Raw genomic sequence first — 21885 nt, forward strand, 5'->3', positions numbered from 1 at the left:
GCTCTACCCCTATTTTGGCGAGCACGTTGGCCGGTTTTGATGGAACAGGATGGTTCAATCAAAACCTACCTTGCTCTCGGCCTTTGTCTTGGCCGAGGGTGAGGGTATTGGTCAGGGCTCAGTCGGGACGGTGTTGCGTGCCTTGGCGAAAACCGCGCGCAAGCCTTCGGATGCTTTGTCCATTTCGTGCGGGAGGGATAAGCTTGCGCCAAAGCATATGGGGAACGAGTGCCGTGCCAAAGCTATCCATCCGGGGCCGTAATCTGCTGGGTAGCTTGATACAGTCGGGTTTTTGCGCAGAAAGAGATAGCAAAACCCCGGCATTCGTGATTCCATTAGGATCATGAATGCTGATCCTTTGGCCTTGCCGCACGACCATCCGGTCTCCGGAAAATCCGGGCCGGTTCAATTCACGCCCTCTCAGCATGAAGGATCCCACCATGAGCCGGATCATCCGCACCAACCCCTCTCACATTCTCGCCCGCGCCGTCGAGTATCACGGTTTCGTCTATACATCCGGCGTGCTCGCGCACGATCTTGGCAAAGACATCAAAGGTCAGACCGCCGAGATCCTGGCCGAAATCGACGCTACTCTTGAACTCCACGGCACCGATAAGACTCGCCTCCTTCAGGCGCAGATCTGGCTCAAGCATATCAGTGATCGCGCCGCGATGAACGAAGTGTGGTCAGCGTGGCTGCCCAAGGATGGTGCGCCAGTTCGCGCCTGTGTCGAGGCGGCGCTCGCCGACCCACGCGCCCTGGTCGAAATCATGGTGGTGGCGTGCAAGTAGGGCGCGAGCGCTTTTCATCGCCGTGACGCGCGTGCCGGCCGCGGGGGCGGGGTCGGCGTAGAGTTCCCCCCGCACATCTTCGGCGGTCATCTCCGGTGTGCCGATAGGAAGGCTCTTGCCGCCGTGTTGGCGCCGGCGCCGCGATGCGCGGAGCGATCGCGCGACCGCCATGCTGCGGCGAATGCGGGCGATCCTGGCGCACAGGATGCCCGCCGATCGCGTCGTTGATGCGAATCAAATTTCGCCGCGATATTGTGTCGTGACCCGCCAATCCTGCGCATCCGCCGCGCCGATCCGTGTTATGCCTTTTGCAATCTGCGTCCGCTATGCTCTCGCGAATGTGGCCGAGCGAGGAATATCCGATCATGCCTCTTGATACCCATCATCTGCCAATCGCCAACGCCCCACCGGTTTCGGACGCGCCCGGCGCGCCTGGCAATGCACCGACCTGGACCAGCAGCGCGAAGGACGTGGTCGGCGGCTCGCTCGGTCCGGCGCGGCTCTGGTTCACGCTCGGCTTCGGCATCGTCACCGAGGTCTATTACCCGCGCGTCGATCTGCCGCAGATCCGTGATCTCGGCTTCATCGTTGGCGACGACGCCGGGTTCTGGGTCGAGGTCAAGCGGCTCGGAACCTATGACGTGCGGCTGCTCGCGCCCGGGGTGCCGGCGGTGGAAATCCTTCACCGCCATCCGCGCTTTCGTCTTCGGCTCCGCATTACCCCCGATCCGCTGCGCGACGTATTGCTGATCGAGGCGACCCTGACCGGTGATCCGGCGCTGCGGCTCTATGTGTTGCTCGCCCCGCGGCTCGGTGCGACCGGGGAGGGTAATGTCGCTGCGGTGGCGCGCTATCGCGGCCGGCGTGTGCTGTGGGCGGAGCAGGGGCCGTATGGTCTTGCGCTGGTCGCCGCTGACGCTGCTCAGCGCGACGTCATGGGGGCGGCGAGCGCGGGGTATGTCGGGGTCAGCGACGGTTGGCAGGATTTCGCCGTCCATGGCGCGCTGACCTGGGAATATGACCGCGCCGGGCCGGGGAATGTCGCGCTGGTGGCGGCGCTGCCGGCGCACGCGGTGCTGGCGCTGGGCTTTGCCGCGACCAAGCAGGCGGCGGCGACGCTGGCCGTCTCCAGCCTGCTCGAACCGTTCGCCGCGGTGCTGCTGCGTCAGGTGGCGGATTGGCAGGATTGGTACGCCGGCGCCAACCGGCGCAACCCGGTGCGCTGGGAAGCGCCGGACGCGCTGGGCGAGCAGTTCATGGTCTCCGCCATGGTGCTCCGCAGCCACCTCGATAAGACCTATCCGGGCGCGATGGTCGCCAGCCTCTCCATCCCCTGGGGCGATCGCGGCACCGAGCGCGGCGGCTATCATCTGGTCTGGCCGCGCGATCTCGTGCAATGCGCGACCGCCCTGCTCGCGCTCGGCGCCGAGGAGGAGGCGCGCAACGCGCTCCGCTACCTGATCGCGACGCAGCGCGAAGACGGGCATTGGGAGCAAAACCAATGGCTGGGCGGCCGCCCCTATTGGCAGGGCAAACAGCTCGACCAGACCGCTTGCCCGGTCGTGCTGGCGGCGTTGCTTGGGGAACGGGATGCGTTGGGCGGCACCGAGATCGCCGACATGGTCGCCGCCGCCCTCGGCTATCTGCTCCGCAACGGCCCGGTCTCCGAGCAGGACCGCTGGGAGGAGAGCGCCGGCATCACCCCTTACACGCTCGCCTGCGTGATCGCCGCCCTGGTGGCTGGGGCGGCGTTCCTGCCGCTGCGGCTGCGTTGGCTCGCGCTGGTGGTTGCGGATTTCTGGAACGCCGAGATCGAGCGCTGGCTCGTTGTGCGCGGCGGTCCCCTGGCCGCGGAGGCCGGCATTGCCGCCCACTACGTGCATTTGGCGCCGGCGGCGATCTTGACCGACCCGGCGGCGCTGGCGACGCCGATTCCCCTCCACAACCAGCCGACGCCACGCGCGATCCCCGCCAACGCGCTGGTCTCACTCGACTTTCTCGCGCTGGTGCGGTTCGGATTGCGCCGCGCCGATGATGCGCTGATGGTCGATAGCCTGAAACTGGCCGACGCGCTGCTCAAGACCGATACCCCCTCTGGCCCGGTTTGGCACCGCTATGTCGGGGATGGTTACGGCGAGACGGAGGACGGCGCCCCCTATGTCGGCGCCGGGCGCGGGCGCGGCTGGCCGCTCCTTGCCGGCGAGCGGGGCCAGTACGAACTCGCCGCCGGGCGCGACCCGCTGCCACTTTTGCAGGCGATGGCGAAAATGGCCGGCAAGGGCGGCATGATTCCCGAGCAGGTATGGGACGCCGAGGCGATTCCGCGCCGCTTCCTCTATCCCGGCCGGCCGACCGGGTCGGCAACACCGCTCGCTTGGGCGCATGCGGAATTCGTCAAGCTGGTGATCTCGCGCCAAGCCGGGCGGGCGGTGGACGCGCCGGCTGCGGTCGGGCGGCGCTACCGGGCGCGGCGGCGGGCGGCGGTGCGCAGTGTCTGGATGCCCTGGGCGCCGGTCGCGCGGATGACCGCGGGCACCCGGCTGGTGGTGGTGCTGACGCGGCCGGCGGCGCTGCGTTGGGAAGCGGCCGGCACACCGGGGGGCGAGCGCCATACCTTGGCGGTCGGGTTCGGGCTCTACGCCGCGACACTGCGGACCGAGGCGGTCGCGGCCGGGAATACGATCACGGTCTCGTGGCGTTGGCGGGACGGGGCGGACGACGCCACGCCCGATGGCGGCGAGACGCGGGTGCTGGCGGCGGCATAGCGGGCTTTCGCGTGCCTCAGCCAGCGAGGAGCATGAGCGAGCGCCCCGCCACTTCGAGCCATCCGGCGGCGGTGCCACGCCGGCGCGGCGCCGCGGTATCGACGAGCACCCGCCATCGCCGCCCGTCCGTGATCTCGGGCAGTTGCACCCAGACCGGCGCACTGCCGGCGTGGGCAACCAGCAGTGCCTTTCCGGGCGCGTCCGCGATCAGCGCGACCAGGGTGCGCCGGTCGGGCTCCTGCCACAGCGCTGGGGTCATCGGCGCGCCCTCTGGCGTGCGCCAGGCGATCTCCGCATCCGTGACCGCCGCCGCGCCACACGCGAAGGCGCAGCGCCGGCGAAGCTGCAGCAGCCGCGCGGTGAAGCGGAGCAGGGCGCGGTCCATGCCCGCCCAGTCAAACCAGGATATCTCATTGTCTTGCGCATAGGCGTTGTTGTTGCCGCGCTGGCTCCGCCCGCACTCATCCCCCATGCCGATCATCGGCGTCCCGCGTGAGAGCAGCAGCGAGGCGAGCAACGCACGCTGATCGGCGGCTCGCGCGGTGCGGAGCGCGGGGTCGTTGTGCGGCCCCTCGACCCCGTGATTCCACGACCAGTTGCTCTCCGCCCCGTCGCGCCCGCCCTCGCCATTGGCGTCGTTATGCTTTTGCGCATACGAGACGAGATCGGCGAGGGTGAACCCATCATGCGCGGTGATGAAATTGACCGAGCGGGTGAGCGCCCGCCCGCGTGCCGCGAAGATGTCGGCCGAGCCGCAGAAGGCGGTTGCAAGCGCCCCCACCTGGCCCGGATCGCCGCGCCAGAAGCGGCGCAGCGTGTCGCGGTAGCGATCGTTCCACTCACCCCAATCGGGCGGGAAAGCGCCGAGCTGGTAGCCGCCTGGGCCGGGATCCCAGGGTTCGGCGATCCGCGCCCGGCCGCGCAGCACGGTATTCGCCTCGATCGCGGCAAGCAGCGGCGCCGCCGGATCGAACCCGTCCTCGCGCCGCCCGAGCACGGTCGCGAGATCGAAGCGGAAGCCATCAACCCCGGCATGCAGCACCCAACGCCGCAATGCCGCCAACGCCAGCGCCACCACCGCCGGGCGATCGAGCGCCATGGTGTTGCGGCAACCGGTCTCGTCGCGATAGCGCGACGGATCAGCGGGATCGAGCCGGTAATAGCTGGCATTATCGATCCCGCGCAGCGAGAGAGTGGGGCCGGTTTCATCGTACTCGCCGGTATGGTTGAGAACGATATCGACGAGCACGGCGATTCCGGCGTCGTGCAGGGCATCGACCGCCGCCCGCACCTCGGCAAAGCCGCCCGGCGCGAGACGCGGATCGGGCGCGGCGAAGGTCACGGGATTATACCCCCAGGCATCGGTGAGACCGAGAGGCGGCAGATGCGGCGCCTCGATCCGCGGCGTTGGTGGCATCAGCTCCACCGCGGCAATGCCAAGCCGGCGTAGATAGGCGATGGCGGCAGGATGGGCGAGGCCGGCGAAGGTGCCGCGCAACGGCGGCGGAATTTCGGGATGGGTGCGGGTGAAGCCACCGACATTGAGTTCGTAGATCGCGCCACCGTCCCAGGCAAAGCGCGACGCCGCCGGCGGCAATGTCGGCGCGGCTTCGACGATCGCCTTGGGCATCGCCGCAGCGCTGTCGCCGCCGCCGACAAACAGCGAGGGATGCAGCCGGAACGGCCGGTCGAACCGCGTCGCCAGCGGATCGCAGAGCAGCTTCATGGGATCGAAGCGATGCCCGCGCGCCGGATCAAACGGCCCGGTAACGCGCAGCCCATAACGCACCCCGGGGCCGAGGCCGCCGATAGCGCCATGGAACACGTCGCCGGTGCGCGCCGGTAAGGCGATCCGTTCGATCTCGCGCGCTCCCGCCGCATCGAACAGACAAATGTCGATCGCCGTCGCATGGGCGGAAAATACCGCGAAATTGACACCCCCCGGCACCGGCGTTGCACCGAGCGGGTCCGGCCGGCCGGGTGCGAGGGGGTATGCTGTCATCCCGACCCGCTCGACGCTGCTGACATGCCATTCCGGCGCTGGACCATGGTGTGCAAGATAGGCCCCGCGTTGGCGGTGACGCAAAACGCCGCACGGCACAGCACCGGCCTCGCGATGCGAAAGCGCCGCCCGCATCGTCACATTTGATTATATCGCATTCTAAAAAAACATTTTTTCTTCATGAAGAATTTTTTAAATAGGCTGGACGCCAATCCAGTGATCAATTAGATTTTGGTATATCAGTGCAGAACACGCGGCGCCAACGCCCGTGGGGAGGCGTTGGGGGATGGCAAATTCGGGCGTATTGCCGAAACATCAATAACCGAAACATCGATAAATCGTCGTGCGCGAGATGAAACCGAGCGCACGCAGGCGGGGGCGAGACGTGACGAGACGTGACGATAGCGACGACAAGAACATCGACAAGAACATCAGCGATAGCGAAGCATGCCGGGGAGAAACTTGCTGGGGGCGCAGGCGTGTCCTCGGTGCTGGGGTTGGCTTGGCCCCGGTGGCTTTGGCGCCTTGGCTCGCGCGGCCGGCTCGCGCCGATGATCCGAGCGAATTGCATCCGCGGCCCGGCGACCGGCTGGTGTTTCTCACCGGCGCGAAAAAGGGGCAGATCATCAAGCCCGAGGATCTGCCGCTTGGCGGGCCGCAAGTCCAGGCCTATCCGCAAAGCCCGGACGGTGTCCTGCGCGATGGGTCGCGGCTCAATCTGTTGATCGTCATTCGTCTCGATCCCAAGGAAATGAGCCCGACGACGCAGGCCAACGCCGCCGGCGACGTTGTTGCCTATTCCGCCGTCTGCACCCATCAGGGCTGCCCGGTGAATGCCTGGTCGGACGAGAAAAAGATGATGGTCTGCTCCTGCCACGGATCGACCTACGATCCGCGTGACGGCGCGAAGCTGGTCTTTGGTCCGGCGCCACGCGCGTTGCCCGCTTTGCCGTTGAAACTCGATGCTGGAATTCCCGTCGTCGCCACCGGATTTTCCGAGCGGCTCGGGGGTGAGACCGCCTAAGCCTTGGTCCCGCCGCACGCGCGGCGCGGACATCATGCGTGCCGAACAAAACCAAAAGGGAGACGCCAAGATGTCAAAATTACTGTCGAGCACCTGCCTTGCCGCGACGCTGGCGATCGGTCTCGCCGGCCTCGCGCACGGCGCCGATTACACGCCGGTCACCGATGCCAGGCTCACCAATCCCGAGCCGCAAAACTGGCTGATGACGCGCGGCAATTATCAGGGCTGGAGCTATAGCCCGCTCGATCAGGTCAATAGCAGCAATGTTCGCGGCCTGACGCCGGTGTGGACGTTTTCCACCGGTGTCGATTCCGGCCATGAATCGCCGCCGATCGTCAATAACGGCGTGATGTTCGTCTCGACGCCCTATGCCCAGGTGATCGCGCTTGATGCCGCAACCGGCGATGAACTCTGGCGCTACAAACGCAAGCTCCCCGAGGGCTTCAGCGCGCTGCACAACACCAATCGCGGCGTCGCGCTGTATGGTGATCGCGTCTATCTCGCCGGGCTGGATGCGGTTCTGGTCGCGCTCGATGCCCGCACCGGCAAGGTGGCTTGGGAAACCAAGGTCGAGGACTGGAAGACCGGCTATTACATGACGATGGCGCCTTTGGTGGTGAAGGGTAAGATCCTGGTCGGCGTCGCCGGCGGCGAATTCGGGGTGCGCGGCTTCGTCGAGGCGTTCGATGCCGATAGCGGCAAATCGGTTTGGAAAACCTACTCAATCCCCGCGCCCGGCGAGCCCGGCAGCAACACCTGGGAAAAGCCCGATACTTGGAAGACCGGCGGCGCCAGCACCTGGATGACCGGCAATTATGATCCGACGACCGATACGGTGTTCTGGGGTACTGGCAATGGCTCGCCCTGGTTTGGCGATCAACGGCCGGGCGATAATCTCTATACGTCTTCGACGCTCGCGCTCGATGGCGCGACCGGCAAGCTCAAAGGCTATTTCCAATACCAGCAGAACGAGGACTGGGATTGGGATGCGATGAACGCGCCGATGCTGGTCGATTTCCAGAAAGATGGCGCGACCGTCAACGGCCTGCTCTCGCCGCAGCGGAATGGCTATCTCTATTGGCTGCAACGCAAATCCGATGGCGGCATCGGCTTCCTCAAGGCCCAGCCTTATGTGATGCAAAACGTCTTCAAAAGCGTCGACGCAACCACGGGCCGCCCGGTGATCGACATGGACCACAAACCGGGCACCGGAAAAATGGCGCAATTCTGCCCCGGCCTCTGGGGCGGCAAGGATTGGCCCTATGAATCCTACAGCCCGAAAACCGGCATGGTCTATATTCCGTCGAACGAAAACCACTGCAACAAGTTCGAAGGCAAAGTCGAGGAGCGCGTGCCCGGCCAGTGGTGGACCGGGGTTGCTGTCCCCGATTTCCACTTCAGCGTCGATCCGAAAGCGCCGTTCTATGGCGAGATCAAGACCTATGACGTCAATACCGGCGCGCCCGGCTGGCGCCAGCTTTACGCGCATTCGATGATGTGGGGCTCGCTGCTTTCGACCGGCGGCAATTTGGTCTTCGGCGGTGGCACCAATGACCGCGAGTTCCGCGCCTATGACGCGACCACCGGCGAGGAGCTCTGGCATTCGCGCACCAATTCGGCGATCATCGCGCCGCCCGCGAGCTATGAGGTCAACGGCGTGCAGTATGTCGCGGTGCAATCGGGCTATGGCGTCGACGCCGCCTATCAGGAGACTTTGCTCAGCGAACTGCTCGGCTGGCAGGCAGACGTGCCGCAGGGTGGCGTGGTTTGGGTTTACGCGTTGAGCAAGTAAACGCGCCAATCTTTCCAGGCGCCCGGCGCACACCAACCAGGCAAAGACCAACCGCCCATCGCGGCGGTTGGTTTTCCTGGTCTTACCCGCCGCTTTTAAGGATGATCCATAATGGTATTTGATGGTCCCGCGACGGCATGCCGCACCGCTCTCACTCGGCGCCTCGCGCTCGCCGCGCTGGCATTGACGTTTGGTGCGGCGCCAGGGGTTCCGGGATGCGCGCGCGCGGAAGAGCCGTCGGCTATGCTTGCGGAAAGCCCGGCGTATCGCGTTTCGGTCGAGAATGTCACTGCCAAGGTTGGCACGCATGCGGTGATGCACGCGATTTTACGGCCGAAAGCGGGCTTTCGGATCTTGAAGGGGTACGAGAACCGTATCGCCCGGTTTTCCTCGGCCGATGACGGGGTCATCTTCGATGAAAAGATGGTGCGTGGCCACCTCGAGAATGACAGTCTGGTGTTCGATATCGGCGTGACGCCGACCAAGCCCGGCAGCCATCCGATCAACGGCGTCTTCCGGGTGGGCTACATCCAGGGCGACAGCGATCTCTCGATGGTTTCGCTGCCGCTGATCGCAAATGTCACTGGCACTGAGTAGACTGGCACCGAGTAGAACGGGGCTGAGATCGTAACATCACGGGCGCGCCGACGTCGTGGCGCTGCAGGGATAATGGCGAGGGCCGTGACTCGTAATATATAAATAAATATATCCAATCAAGCCGACATCCCTGTCGAAAACGTTTCAGATTTTTTGCGATGCCGATTGCAATGATTGGCAATGGTGATTGACAGATCACAGCCAGTGGCGTTGAATACTGTCCGAGAAGAGTGGTTCCGCGAGAAGGAGCGCGCAGCCAGGAAGAAACGGCCCAGGCGTCAATCGCCCGGGCGGCGTCGGGCTCGATGGCACCGTCGCCTTTCATCCGGGTCAAGCGGGACGTCTCGCACAGGCTTGGTTACCTCTTCGCATCGTGCGCAAGGCCCAACAACCGAAAACGAGATCCGGGAGGATCGTCGCCCTGAGCGGGCGGGTATTGTTTTCACAGCGTCAAGGAAATTAGCCCATGATCACGCTGAGCGTGAACGGACAGGAGCACAAATATGACGGCGATCCGTCTTTGCCCCTGCTCTGGTTCCTGAGAGACGAAGCCGGGCTACCCGGCACGAAATTTGGCTGCGGCGAGGCCCTTTGCGGCGCGTGCACCGTGCATGTCAACGGCGAGGCGGTGCGTTCCTGCGCCGTGCAAATGTCGGACGCCGCCGGCAAATCGGTGGTCACCATCGAGGGACTCGACCCGCACGGCAACCACCCGGTGCAGCGCGCCTGGCGCGCCGTCAACGTGCCGCAATGCGGCTTCTGCCAAGCCGGGCAGATCATGCAGGCCGCAGCCCTGCTCAAGCAAACCCCGAACCCGACCGATGAGCAGATCCACACCGCGATGGCCGGCAATATCTGCCGCTGCGGCTGTTATCAGCGCATCGAAGCCGCGGTTCGCATCGCCGCGACGGGAGTGTGATATGACCCATATCGGCAAAAATGAAACCGCACTCGCGGTCGAGAATGTTAGCCGCCGCGCCTGGCTCAAGGGCGTCGTCGCTTCCGGCAGCCTGATCGTCGCCGCGAGCGCGCTGCCGCGCGGCGCCATGGCCGCCTGGAAGACCGGGGCGGATGCGATGCCGCATGGCACCGTCTCTGACCCGCATGTCTTCGTCGCGATCGACAAGGACGGCATCGTTACCATCGTCGCGCATCGCTCGGAAATGGGCACGGGGTCGAAAACCAGCCTGCCCATGGTCGTCGCCGACGAGATGAGCGCCGATTGGAGCCGCTGCCGCGTCGTGCAGGCGCCGGGCGACGAGGTCAAATACGGCAATCAGGACACGGACGGCTCGCGCAGTCTGCGCCACTTCGTCCAACCGATGCGCCAATGCGGCGCGGCTGCGCGGCTGATGCTGGAAATGGCGGCGGCGAAACGGCTCGGCGTCGATGTCAGCGAGGTCGAGGCGATCAACCACGAGGTCGTGCATCGCCATTCCGGGCGTAGCTTCGGCTTCGGCGAATTGGCGGCAGAGGCTGCGGCGTTGCCGACGCCGGCGCCCGATCAGATCCGCCTCAAGGATCCGAATTCGTTCCGCTATATCGGCACCGGTTCGGTTCCGATCGTCGATCTCTTCGGCATCACCACCGGCACCGCGACCTATGGCGCCGATGTTCGTCTCCCGGGGATGAAATACGCCGTGATCCTTCGCCCGCCGGTGCTCGGCAGCAAGGTGAAATCCTTCGATGCGTCGGCGGCGCTGAAACTTCCCGGTGTCGAGAAGGTGATGGAGGTCAAGGGCTGGGATTGGCCAGCGAAATTCCAGCCGCTCGGCGGCGTCGCGGTGATCGCGCGCAATACCGGCATGGCGATCAAGGGGCGCGACGCGCTCAAGGTGGTTTGGACGGAAAGTCCGCACGCGGTCTATGACTCTGACAAATTCCGCGAGGAGATGCTGGCGACCTCGCGCAAGCCGGGCAAGACGGTGCGCAACGAGGGCGATATCGATGCCGCGATGAAATCGGCGGCCAAGGTGATTTCGGCGGAATATTACGTGCCGCAATTCGCCCATGCGCCGATGGAGCCACCGGTCGCAACCGCCTGGGTGCGGGACGGCATGGCGGAAGTCTGGGCGCCGGTGCAAAGCCCGGGCGGCACGCATGACGATCTCTGCAAAACCCTTGGCCTTCCCTATGACAAAGTGAAAGTGAACGTGACGCTGCTCGGCGGCGCGTTCGGGCGCAAATCGAAATGTGATTTCGCGCTCGAGGCGGCATTGCTGTCGCAGGCGCTGAATGCTCCGGTGCGGGTGCAGTGGACACGCGAAGACGATATCCAGCATGATTTCTATCACGCCCCGGCGGTCGAGCGGATCGAGGCGGCGCTGGATGGGAACAACAAGGTGGTCGGCTGGCGCCATCGCAACGTCGCGCCGAGCCTGTTTTCCACCTTCATGCCCGATCCGAAATACCAGCAGCCGCTGGAATACAGCATGGGCCAGGTCGATCTGCCGTTCGAGATCGCCAATATCCGCTGCGAGGTCGGCGAGGCGGCGGCGCATAGCCGCATCGGCTGGTTCCGCTCGGTGCGGAACGTGCCCAATACCTTCGCGACCCAGTGCTTCGTTGCCGAACTCGCCCATGAACTCGGCCGCGACCCGAAGGAGATGCTGCTCGAGCTGATCGGCGCGCCGCGCATCGTCGATCCGCGCAAGACCACCGTCGATCTCTGGAACTACGGCGATCCGTTCGAGACCTACCCGATCGATACCGGGCGGCTGCGTGGTGTCGTCGAACTGGTTGCTGAGAAAGCCGGCTGGGGCCGCAATTTGCCCGCCGGCCACGGCATGGGGATCGCGGTGCAGCGCTGCTTCCTGAGCTATGTCGCGACCGTCGTCGAGGTCGCGGTGGACGAAAAGGGCAATATCAGCGTGCCCCGCGTCGATACCGCGATCGATTGCGGCTTCTTCGTCAATCCCGAGCGCATCGTCTCGCAGATCGAAGGGGCGGCGATCATGGGGCTCACCGTCGCCAAGCACTCGGCCGTCACGTTCAAGAACGGCGTGCCGCAGCAAGGCAATTTCAACGACTACCCGGTGGTGCGGATCGACGAGGCGCCGCGCGCGACCCATGTCTATATCGTGCCGAATGGCTGGGACGTGCCTTCGGCTGGCGTTGGCGAGCCGGCGACGGCGCCGTTTGCGCCGGCGTTCTGCAACGCGATCTTCGCCGCGACGCAAAAGCGCATCCGGAGCCTTCCCGTCGGCGATCAGATCTCGCTCTGATCTCGTCGGGTCGTTACACGTTGGAGAGCCCGGGGGACATTTCCCCCGGGTTTTTTCTTGCCTCGCACGCCAGCGCCAAGCCAAAGCCGAGCAAGACGAAGAAAAATCCCGAAAGCGGCATCGCGGTGAAGGAACTGGTCGAGGCGATCGGCCAGAGATAGACCAAAACCGCAACGAACAGCCCGGCCCGCCGTGGCTCCGGCGTGCGCCAGAGACCACGCCCGAGCGAACCGAGCCAGGCGAGCGCGAGCCCCGTAAACAGCGCAAGACCGGGCAAGCCCGCATTGGTCGCGGCTTCGAGATAGAGATTATGCGGGTGCATTTGACAGCCGCCGAGGCCGCCGCCGTCATCGGCAGGATCCGCCGGCCAGCGCCAGCCGTGGAAATAGCGCGCTTCGCCGCAATAATGGCGGAAGCCATCGAAACCGAGCCCGGTGAGCGGATTTTCCGCAATCATCGCCCGCGCGCGAGCATAGATCACGCCATAGGGGCTTTCTGGAAAATGCTCCATCTGGTCGGAAAATTTGGTGACCAGCCGGTAATAGGTGGGCGGCGAGACGACCCTTGATGTGCCGATCAGGGTGACGGCGGCCATCAGCGCGATCACCACCCAAAATCGCAGCCGCGGCAGCAGCAGCCCAGACATCACAAGACCGAATAGCGCCAAAATCAGCGGCATGCGCTGGCCGATCAGCACCATCACGGCGATCCCGAGAAGGCCGAGCGCGGCGCCGGCGAGGCGCGCGAGGTACCCCGCGCGGCCAAGGAGGGCGGCGACCGGCGGCAGCAGCACGGGGTAGAGGAGGAGCGAAAACTGCCCGCCGGCGCGCGGCTTGTCATAAGGGCCGGTCAATTCGCCATCACCGCCGCGTGGCTCGCCGAAGAAATTCGTGCCGGTCGCGAACTGCCAAACGGATTGCACGGCGATGTAAAGCGCAGCCAAGCTCAAAATCCCCGACAATGCGCGCCGCGCCCAGGACTCTCTCAGGGCAAAGGTTTCGAGCGCGGCGACGAAGAGCAGAAAGCGGATGACGAGCAGCGCCTGCACGCTCGCCCCGATCCCACCATGTTCGATCCCGCCAGGCCCACCTCCCCCAAAATCCGGGCGTGGCAGCGAACAGAGCACGAGCCAGCCCCACCAGAGGAGGCCGATCACCATCCATGGCCGCCGCAGCCAGGCAAATTCGCCGAGCGCCGCGCTCCGCAAGAGCAGCGCGACCGCGACCGCGATCATCAGCGCCTCGCCGATCACCCGGCCATGAACCATGAAAACCGGCACCAAAAGTGTCGCGAGGGAGGCGGCGCGTTCCAGCCGGGAAAGCCGGCCGGGCACGCGCAGTGCCGTGATCGTCGCCGCGAGCAGGCGCCGGAGGGGAAAAAGCTGCATCGTCACCGTTCAACCGTTCTCAGGAAATCCCGCCATTGGCGCAACACCGCTTGTTGGGCGAATTCGTCGAGGAAGCGTTGCCGCCCGGCCGCGGCCATGGCGCGGGCGCGCTCAGGCGCCGCCAGAAGGGCCGCCAGCACCCGCGCCAGAGCCTCCGGGTTTTCGGAAGGAAACAGCGCCCCGTCAACGCCATCGGTGATCAGCTCGCTCGGCCCCTCGACCGCGCTCGCGACCACTGGCCGCGCCGCCGACCACGCCTCCAGAATGACATTGCCGAGCGGCTCGCAGCGCGAGGGGCAGACCAGCACATCGGCCGCGGCCAGCAAGGCGGCGATATCCTGCCGCCAGCCGGCGAAGACCACCCGTTCGCTGACGCCGAGCCCTGCCGCGAGCCGCATCAGCGCCCCGCGCTCCGGCCCGTCGCCGGCGAGCACCAGCCGCACGCCGGGCAAGGCCGGCAAAGCGCGCAGCATTATGTCGAAGCCCTTTTCGGTATGCAGCCGGCCGAGCCCGAGCAGCAGCGCACCATCGCCCGCGAAGGCCGCCGGAACGCCGCCGGACTGGTCGGCGACGAAGTTCGGCAAATAATGTGTCCGCGCTTGCGGCCAGCCGCGGGCCCGCATCCAGGCGACGAGGCCGCGAGTGTTGCCGATCAGATGGTCGCAATGGCGGAAATGGGCGAGATTATAAAACCCCCCGAGCCGCCCGAGCAGGACATAATCGCCGCGCGGGGTATGGCTGGTGGCGCGGCTCATCCAACTTACCACGACGCGGGGCGCGAAGCGGCGAAGATGGCGGGCGAGGCGCCATTTGGTCCAGACATCGACGATATGGCCAAAATCAAGTTCGACCGGCGCCAGCCCGCCGGCGGCCAGCCGCGCCGCGCGCGCCGCATCGCGCTTGACGACCGGCAACACCGCATCGCCGGCGGCGTGCTGGGCGAGACAGAGCCGCTCGAAAAACAGCTCAGCCCCCCCCATCGCCGCCCCGGCGATGACGTGAGCGACTCTTACCTGCCCCGCGGCGTGCTCTTCACTCACGCCACGGTCTCGCCGGCGAGCAGCGACCGCGCCGCGTCGTGGACTTGGGCGAGCGCAAGCGCGTCCATCCGCGGCACCGGCGCGATGACAGCGGCGGCACGGCGACCGACGGGTGCATAGATCGCGGCGGGGGTCGGGCCGAAGAGGCCGAGCGTCGGCGCGCCGGCGGCGGCGGCGAGATGCATGAGGCCACTGTCATTGCCGATGAAAAGCGCAGCACGAGCGAGACAGGCGGCGGCTTCATAGAGGGTGAGACGGCCGCAAAGATCGATGGCGTCGGGAAGCCGCGCGAGAAGTGGCGCGGCAAGCGCCCGTTCGGCGGCGCCGGGGCCGGCGAACACGGCGGCGCGGGCGCCAGGGAGTGTGCTCGTGGCAAGGGCGCGAAAGAGCGCTGCGAAACGCTCGGCCGGCCAGATCTTGCCCGACCAGTTGGCGGTCGGGGCGAGCGCGATCACCGGCGCCCCCGCCGGCAGCAAGGCGGCGGCCTTGGCGTCGTCCGCCGGCGCCGTCCAGACGACCGGCAGCGGCGGCGGATCGAGGCCGAGAATGGCGCCGATCTCGGCGATTTTCGGCCCATCCCGGTGGCGAAGGCCGGCGCGGGCGCGGGCGGCGAGGCAATAGCCGAGCGCCGAGCCGCGATTATCGACCACCAGATCCCAGACCCGTCCCACGAGTTTCGCCCAGAGCCCGAGCCAGTGGCGACCGAAGCGGCGCTTTTCGAAAGCGATCACCTGCTCGCAGCGCGGCATGCGAAAAAACAGCTCCGCCGCCGCCGGCCCGCAGGCGACGGTGAAATTCGCCGCAGGGTACGTCTTGAGCAAATGATCGAGAAGCCCGGTCGAGAGCACCGCATCGCCCACCCGGTTCGAGGTCACGAACAAAATCCGCATGATCGGGGCATTTCCTAGCACGTCCTGGCGATGGGCGCGCAAGCGCGGTATACCCCGCCGCGAGACGGCAGCGGAGAGGGGTATGTGCGGGATCGCGGGCGTGATGAGGCGCGACGGGCGCGAGCCGGACCCCGAGGTTCTGGATGCGCTCGCGGCAGCGCTCGGCCATCGCGGCCCGGACGGGGAGGGGCGCCATGTCGCCGGCCCGGTCGCCCTCGTCCATCGCCGCCTCGCCATTATCGATCTTGAGACCGGCGATCAGCCGCTCTATGGCCCCGATGGCCTCGTGCTCGTCGCCAACGGCGAGATTTATAACGACCCCGCCTTGCGCGCGGCGATGCCGGCGAGCCCGTTTCGCACCCATTCGGATTGCGAGCCGATTCTCTTTCTCTATGCCGCGCACGGCCTCGATTTCGCCGCCCATTTGCGTGGCATGTATGCGTTGGCGCTCTATGATCCGGGCGCTGGGCGGATCATCCTCGCGCGCGATCCGTTCGGCATCAAGCCGCTTTACTATGTCGAGACCGCCGCCGGGTTCGCTTTCGCCTCCGAACCGCAAGCGCTGCTCCGCGCCGGCCTCGTGCGCGCCGAGATCGATCCGGCCCGGCGGGCGGAATTGCTGCAGCTCAAATTCACCACCGGGGCCGCGACCATCTTCCCCGGGATTCGCCGCGTTCTGCCAGGCGAGACGCTGGTGATCGAGGCGGGGCAAATCGTCGCGCGCCGGCAATTGGCGCGGCTGCCGGCGCGGCCCGTGATCCGCGCCGCGACGCTTGCCGATCTCGATCGCGTGCTCGGCGAGAGTGTCGCCCTGCATCTGCGCTCAGACGTGCCCTATGGCCTTTTTCTCTCCGGCGGGATCGACAGTGCAAGCCTGCTCTGGCTCATGCACCGGATCAGCGGCGAGCGGGTGCAGGCGATCACCATCGGCTATGACGGGGCCGACGCCGATGACGAAAGCGAGGCGGCGCTGGCGGTTGCCCGCGCGGTCGGCGCTCGGGCAGAGCGCATCGTCATGACGGAAGCCGATTTCTGGGCCGCCGCGCCGCGTATCGCCGCCTGCCTCGACGACCCAACCACCGACGCCGCGGCCCTGCCCACCTGGTTCCTCGGCCGCGCCGCCGCGGGCCAGCTCAAGGTGACGCTGTGCGGCGAGGGCGGCGACGAGATGTTCGCCGGCTATGGCCGCTATCGCCGTGCCGTCATCCCCTGGCGGTTTTTTCAGCGCCCGGCGCGCCAGCGTGGTGTGCTCGACGGCATCCCCGGTCTTGATCTCTCCGGTTGGCGTGACGGGTTCACTGCCGCCGAGCAGCGCGAAGCGGCAGGGCGCAATCCGCTCCAGGCGCTGCAGGCGCTCGATTGCGCCGAATGGCTGCCCAATGATTTGCTGATCAAACTCGATCGCTGCCTGATGGCGCATGGCGTCGAGGGGAGGACGCCGTTCATCGACCCCGACGTCGCCGCTTTCGCCTTTGCCCTCCCTGACGCCAGCAAAGTGAGCTGGCGGCTCGGCAAATTGCTGCTGCGACGCTGGCTTGCCGAACGCTTGCCGCAAGCGCGGCCGTTTGCCCGCAAACGCGGCTTCAAGCCGCCCGTGTCGCGCTGGATCGCGGCCCAGGGTGCGCGCCTCGCTCCCCTGGTCGCGGCCAGCCCCGGCATCGCCGCTTTTGCCGGCCGCGAGGCGGTGGCTGCGGTCTTTGCCACGGGCGACGGCCAGATGACGTGGAGCTTGCTGTTTTATGCTCTCTGGCACGCGCATCACTTGCTTGGCATTCCCCCCGATGGCGATGTCGAGGCGGTTTTGGCAGCGGCCAGCCGGGCGGGATAATCCTGTTTCGGTCTATCGATCCCCAATGGAATAAAAGTTTCCGGGATAAAAGTTTTTTGGTTCTTTTTTTCAAAAAAGAACCTCTTTCCTTTCCCGGCCTCTAAACCTATTTTGGCGAGCAAGTTGTCTGGTTTTGATTGAACAGGATGGTTCAATCAAAACCTACCTTGCTCTAGGCCGCGCTGGAGGTTGTTTTCCGCTGCCGGCGAATGAGGCGGGTGATGGCGCTTGCGGGTACCGGCCGGCCGAGCAGAAACCCTTGCAGTTCGGTGCAGTGGACGGCGCGCAGCAGGTCGATCTGCGCTGTGGTTTCCACTCCTTCGGCGGTCACCGAGAGGCCGAGGCCCTGGGCCAGCGCCGAAATCGCGCGAACGATCGTCGCCGCGTCGGCATCGTCGGCGAGGCGCGAGACGAAGGCGCGATCGATCTTCAATTTGTCGAAGGGGAAACGGCCAAGATAGCTGAGACTGGAATAGCCGGTGCCGAAATCATCGAGGACGAGGCCGACGCCAAGCGCCTTGAGCGCAACGAGCTGCGCCCGTGCGCGTTCGGTATCATCGATCAGCACGCCTTCCGTGAGTTCGAGTTCGAGCCGTTCCGGCGCGAGCCGAGTGCGGGCAAGAGTTTCGGTCACGGTGCCGACGAGATCATCGGCCCGGAACTGCACCGGCGAGAGATTGACCGCGACGTAAAGCGCGTCCGGCCAATTGGCGGCCTCGGCGCAGGCGGTTTCCAGAACTTGGCGGCCGATCGCGCCGATCAGGCCACTTTCCTCGGCCAACGGGATGAAGCGGCTCGGCGCCGTCCAGCCACGATCCTTCTGAAACCAGCGGAGCAACGCCTCGAACCCGCGCAGGGTTTGGCCATCGACCGCGTAGATCGGCTGATAATGGAGCTTGAAAGCACGATTTTGCACGGCGAGGTGAAGATCGCGTTCCATTCTCCGGCGCACCCGCAATTCGCTTTCCATGGCCGGCTCGAAAATGCGGATCGAGGTCCGTTCGTCACGCTTGGCCCAAAACAGCGCGGTATCTGCGCTGCTCATCAGCGCGGTGACGGTTTGGCCGTGCTGCGGCGCGAGGGCGATGCCGATCCGCGCGTTGATCTGCACCGACTGGCCAGAAATCTCGAACGGCTCGGCGAGGGACGCTCGCAGCGCCGCGGCCATCGTGACGGCAACGCTGCCTTGACGCCCGGGCGGCAGGGCGATCGCGAATTCATCGCCGCCGAGCCGCGCCACGTGCCCTTCGCCCTTTGTGTCTTGTCGCACCAGTGCCACGAGACGCCGCGCGACGATGCGCAGCAACCCATCGCCGATATCATGGCCATAGAGGCCATTGACGAATTTGAACCGGTCGATATCGAGGAGAAGAAGGCCGACGAAAGCGCCGGATTCGTCGGCGCGGGCCAGGAAATCCTTGAGCAGGCCGAGGAATTTCACGCGATTGGGAAGCCCGGTCAGCGGGTCATGGCGGGCGAGGTGCTCGATTCGCGCTTGCGCCTGCTTGCGCTCGGAAATGTCGCGAATGGCGGCGACCGTCGCCGGTTGGCCGCCATGCAGGATCGGGCGCGACAGCACTTCGGCGATGCGGCGCGTGCCATCGGGAAGCACGATTTCGAACTCGTCGACCCGGTTTGGCTTCGTCGCGAGGCGTTCGCGAACCAGGGACTGCGAAGAAAGTGAGACGAAATCAAGAACATGGCCACCGATCAGGGCTTCCCGGGGCTGCCCGACGATAGCGGTGAGGGCGGTGTTGACATCGAGGATGATGCCGTCGCGATGGATGAGCAGCCCTTCGAATGCGGAATCAGCGAGTTGGCGCAGCCGCTGTGCTTCCTCGGCACGGCGAAGCACGAAGCGGACATCGACCACGGTGACGACGGCGCCAAGCAACACGATCAGCAGCGCGACACCGCCGAGCACAATGAGGATCTGCACGAAACCCGGCAGATCGACAGTGTTGCCAGCCGCCGCGGCCAAGGAGGGAGAGGCGGCGAGGCCGGTGAAATGCATCGCGACCACCGCAAGCGCCAGCATCGCGCCGCCGAGCATGATAAAGGAAGGCTGCCCGCGCGAGCGGCTCCAAAGCGAGAATGCGCCGAGCGTGCCGGTGACCGCTTCGACGAGCGACAGCCCGAGCAGCCACGGCGCATCCGCGAGCCGCGTCGCCGAGGTGAACACGACGTGGCTGAGCAGCGCGATACCCCAAATGCCAGTGCCACACGCGGTCGCCGCCGCCAGGAGCCAGGCGAGCCGCCGCCGGCCATGGCTTGCCATGGCGCGAAAGAACATCACCAGCGCGAGCGGGCAGAGCGCAATCGAGATCGCGAGCGAAAGGCCGGAGAGCAGCAGATCGCGATCCGATGTCACCCCCGCGATGAGCCAGCGCATGCCACCTCCCGACTATGCCATTTTGTCATGGTAGACCGTCGAGTGCCCGGAAAGGTTAACGGATAACCTTGGCATGGATTGAGAAATCCGATAGGGACTCAGACGGAATTCTTCGCATATCGGCTGTCCGGCAGGAGACAGGGGGATCAAATTCTCGTGAAAATACGCAATTGCGAGCCGCCCCGGCAATGCCGCGCGCAAAAAATCACCAAGCCCCAGAGGAGGCACGCCGCGCCATGACCAACGCTCTGCCAGGCGACACCACGCCCAAGATTTTCGCCGAGTCATCGACCACTCCCCAAGGCGCGCCCCCCGGCCGGCGCGCTTTGCTGCTGGCGCCGCTGCTGGCTGCGCTCCCGGTGATGTTGGCGGACAGCGCCGCCGCGAGCCCGATCGACCCGAGCGAAACCATCCTGCGCCTGCCAGAGCAGATCGCGTTTCAGCCGCAGCCAGGGTTTCCGCCGCGTTCGGTCGAGATGGCGCCCCTCTGGGGCGCGAGCACCGAACCCGGGCTCTATTTGGTACTCATAAAATGGTATCCCGGCTACATGAGCGCGCCGCACACCTATCTCACCGATCGGCTCTGCGTCGTTCTCTCGGGCACCTGGATGATCAATAGCGGTGCCGATTTCGACCCCGACCAGACGGTCGCGGCGCCAGCCGGGAGCTTCGTCCGCCGCGTCGCCGGCACACCGCATTATGACGGTGTCAAACGCGGGATGAAGGAGCCGGCGGTGATCGCGCTCTGCGGCCTCGGGCCGGGCGGGCTGAAATGGCTTGATCCCAACAAGCCGGGCTGGCGGGCGGTGTAAGCCGCGGCCTGGCCCCCGCCCGGCCGCGTTCCGTCAGGCGTCCCCGTCAGGCGCCCCCGTTAGACATCGTTGTCGCTTTCGGCGCCGATGGCGGCGCGAATCAGGCCGCGGTGGCTCGGCGCGTCGATGAAAGCGAGGATTTCCGCAACCAGCCCGTCCTCACCATAGGCGGCCCGCACGTCCGCGACACGCGCGGCGAAGACGCCGCCCTCGGGGCCGAACAGGATGCGGAAAGCGCGGCGCAGGCGGTGGATTTCGGCCCGCGGCACGCCGGCGCGCTTGAGCTTGACGAGATTGAGGCCGGCGAGCCGGGCGCGGTTGCCGATCACGCTGCCGAACGGGATGACATCGGCCTCGACGCCGGAGACGCCGCCGACCATCGCGCCGCGGCCGATGCGCACGAATTGATGCAACGCCGCGGCGCCGCCGATCACCGCCCCGTCACCGATCTCGACATGCCCACCCATCACCACGTTGTTGGCGATGATCACCCCGTCGCCGATGGCGCAGTCATGCGCGACATGGGCGACCGCCATCAGCAGGCAATCAGCGCCGACGCGGGTGATGCCGGTGCCGGTCACGGTGCCACGATGGATGGTGCAATGCTCGCGAATCTGGGTGCGCGCGCCGATCACCGTCTCGGTCGCTTCGCCGCGATATTTGAGATCTTGGGGCGGGAGGCCGACCGTGCAAAACGGATAAAGAATTGCGCCGGCGCCAATCCGTGTCCTGCCTTCGACCACCACATGCGAAACCAGCCTGGCCCCGTCCTCGATGACGACGCCGGCGCCCACCGAGCACCAGGGACCGATTTCGACCCCGTCGCCGATCTCGGCGCCGGAAGCGACCAGCGCGCGGGGATGAATGCCGCTCACGCCGCGCGCTGGTCCATGATCATCGCGGTAAAGGTCGCCTCGGCGACGGTCACCCCGTCAACCCGCGCGACCGCCGCGAATTTCCAGACATTGCCGCGGTTACGCTGCTTCTCGACATGGATGCGGAGCTGATCGCCGGGGCCAACCGGGCGGCGGAATTTGGCGCCTTCGACGGACATGAAATAGACCAGCTTGCCAGCCTCCTCCGGCCCCAGCGTTCCCACCACCAGAACCGCCGCGGTCTGCGCCATGCTTTCGATGATCAGAACCCCGGGCATCACCGGCCGGCCGGGGAAATGCCCCTGGAAGAACGCTTCATTGGCGGTGACGTTCTTGATCCCGATCGCCGAGACATTCGGAAACAGCTCGATCACACGGTCGATGAGAAGGAACGGGTAACGATGCGGGATCGCGCGCATGATCCCGGCAATATCGATCACCATCCCCCGGGACGCCGCCTCGGCCA

16 protein-coding genes are annotated in these 21885 nt (G+C 65.9%); 9 read left to right on the forward strand and 7 right to left on the reverse strand.

Features of this window, described 5'->3' with window-relative positions; all coding sequences use genetic code 11:
• Nucleotides 1-440: 440 nt before the first annotated feature.
• Together DEF76_RS08510 and DEF76_RS08515 are read left to right on the forward strand one after the other, a co-directional pair.
• The gene (locus tag DEF76_RS08510) at nucleotides 441-791 is read left to right on the forward strand and encodes a RidA family protein (RefSeq protein ID WP_114913759.1); all 351 of its coding nucleotides are present in this window, start codon (nucleotides 441-443) and stop codon (nucleotides 789-791) included.
• A 365-nt stretch (nucleotides 792-1156) separates the two neighbouring features.
• Nucleotides 1157-3556, forward strand: coding sequence for a glycoside hydrolase family 15 protein (locus tag DEF76_RS08515; RefSeq protein WP_114913760.1), 2400 nt, complete (start codon nucleotides 1157-1159; stop codon nucleotides 3554-3556).
• Between the two features lie 16 nt (nucleotides 3557-3572).
• On the opposite strand, the gene glgX is transcribed toward DEF76_RS08515, so the two are convergent.
• The gene (gene glgX, locus DEF76_RS08520; RefSeq protein ID WP_240319164.1) at nucleotides 3573-5693 is read right to left on the reverse strand and encodes a glycogen debranching protein GlgX; all 2121 of its coding nucleotides are present in this window, start codon (nucleotides 5691-5693) and stop codon (nucleotides 3573-3575) included.
• 250 nt (nucleotides 5694-5943) lie between these two features.
• On the opposite strand from glgX, the gene DEF76_RS08525 reads away from it, so the two are divergent.
• The 5 genes from DEF76_RS08525 to DEF76_RS08545 all read left to right on the forward strand — a co-directional run bounded on the left by DEF76_RS08525 (nucleotide 5944) and on the right by DEF76_RS08545 (nucleotide 12195).
• Nucleotides 5944-6582: a QcrA and Rieske domain-containing protein gene (locus tag DEF76_RS08525; RefSeq protein ID WP_162800565.1), complete on the forward strand. Its 639-nt coding sequence runs from the start codon at nucleotides 5944-5946 to the stop codon at nucleotides 6580-6582.
• Nucleotides 6583-6652: 70 nt separating this feature from the next.
• Nucleotides 6653-8374: a PQQ-dependent dehydrogenase, methanol/ethanol family gene (locus DEF76_RS08530; protein ID WP_205216151.1), complete on the forward strand. Its 1722-nt coding sequence runs from the start codon at nucleotides 6653-6655 to the stop codon at nucleotides 8372-8374.
• 111 nt (nucleotides 8375-8485) lie between these two features.
• Nucleotides 8486-8971, forward strand: coding sequence for a hypothetical protein (locus DEF76_RS08535; RefSeq protein WP_114911970.1), 486 nt, complete (start codon nucleotides 8486-8488; stop codon nucleotides 8969-8971).
• Between the two features lie 466 nt (nucleotides 8972-9437).
• Nucleotides 9438-9890 (forward strand): (2Fe-2S)-binding protein, encoded by a 453-nt coding sequence (locus DEF76_RS08540; RefSeq protein WP_114911971.1) that lies wholly within the window; start codon nucleotides 9438-9440, stop codon nucleotides 9888-9890.
• Between the two features lies 1 nt (nucleotide 9891).
• Nucleotides 9892-12195 (forward strand): xanthine dehydrogenase family protein molybdopterin-binding subunit, encoded by a 2304-nt coding sequence (locus tag DEF76_RS08545; RefSeq protein WP_114911972.1) that lies wholly within the window; start codon nucleotides 9892-9894, stop codon nucleotides 12193-12195.
• 13 nt (nucleotides 12196-12208) lie between these two features.
• Here the strand turns inward: DEF76_RS08545 and DEF76_RS08550 are convergent, their stop codons facing one another.
• The 3 genes from DEF76_RS08550 to DEF76_RS08560 are packed head-to-tail and all read right to left on the reverse strand — an operon-like array spanning nucleotide 12209 to nucleotide 15512.
• A complete protein-coding gene (locus DEF76_RS08550) occupies nucleotides 12209-13582 on the reverse strand; it encodes an O-antigen ligase family protein (RefSeq protein ID WP_114911973.1) in 1374 nt (457 codons plus the stop codon).
• 2 nt (nucleotides 13583-13584) lie between these two features.
• Nucleotides 13585-14622, reverse strand: a complete 1038-nt coding sequence (locus tag DEF76_RS08555) for a glycosyltransferase (protein WP_240319166.1) — start codon at nucleotides 14620-14622, stop codon at nucleotides 13585-13587.
• On the reverse strand, nucleotides 14619-15512 hold the full coding sequence (locus DEF76_RS08560) for a glycosyltransferase family 9 protein (protein WP_114911975.1): 894 nt from the start codon (nucleotides 15510-15512) through the stop codon (nucleotides 14619-14621). Before DEF76_RS08560 ends, DEF76_RS08555 begins: the two co-directional genes overlap by 4 nt.
• Before the next feature lie 82 nt (nucleotides 15513-15594).
• Between DEF76_RS08560 and asnB the strand changes: the two genes are divergently transcribed.
• Complete coding sequence (asnB, locus tag DEF76_RS08565; protein WP_114911976.1) at nucleotides 15595-17340, forward strand: asparagine synthase (glutamine-hydrolyzing); 1746 nt, start codon at nucleotides 15595-15597, stop codon at nucleotides 17338-17340.
• Nucleotides 17341-17512: 172 nt separating this feature from the next.
• Here the strand turns inward: asnB and DEF76_RS08570 are convergent, their stop codons facing one another.
• Nucleotides 17513-19732, reverse strand: a complete 2220-nt coding sequence (locus DEF76_RS08570; RefSeq protein WP_114911977.1) for a putative bifunctional diguanylate cyclase/phosphodiesterase — start codon at nucleotides 19730-19732, stop codon at nucleotides 17513-17515.
• Nucleotides 19733-19968: 236 nt separating this feature from the next.
• On the opposite strand from DEF76_RS08570, the gene DEF76_RS08575 reads away from it, so the two are divergent.
• On the forward strand, nucleotides 19969-20544 hold the full coding sequence (locus tag DEF76_RS08575; protein ID WP_205216152.1) for a cupin domain-containing protein: 576 nt from the start codon (nucleotides 19969-19971) through the stop codon (nucleotides 20542-20544).
• Between the two features lie 59 nt (nucleotides 20545-20603).
• Here the strand turns inward: DEF76_RS08575 and lpxA are convergent, their stop codons facing one another.
• Nucleotides 20604-21419, reverse strand: a complete 816-nt coding sequence (lpxA, locus tag DEF76_RS08580; protein WP_114911978.1) for an acyl-ACP--UDP-N-acetylglucosamine O-acyltransferase — start codon at nucleotides 21417-21419, stop codon at nucleotides 20604-20606.
• Nucleotides 21416-21862, reverse strand: coding sequence for a 3-hydroxyacyl-ACP dehydratase FabZ (gene fabZ / locus DEF76_RS08585; protein WP_408842835.1), 447 nt, complete (start codon nucleotides 21860-21862; stop codon nucleotides 21416-21418). The genes lpxA and fabZ overlap by 4 nt, the downstream gene beginning before the upstream one ends.
• Nucleotides 21863-21885 lie beyond the last annotated feature (23 nt).

Origin of the sequence: Acidibrevibacterium fodinaquatile (assembly GCF_003352165.1) — a bacterium.
Taxonomy (GTDB): Bacteria; Pseudomonadota; Alphaproteobacteria; order Acetobacterales; family Acetobacteraceae; genus Acidibrevibacterium; species Acidibrevibacterium fodinaquatile.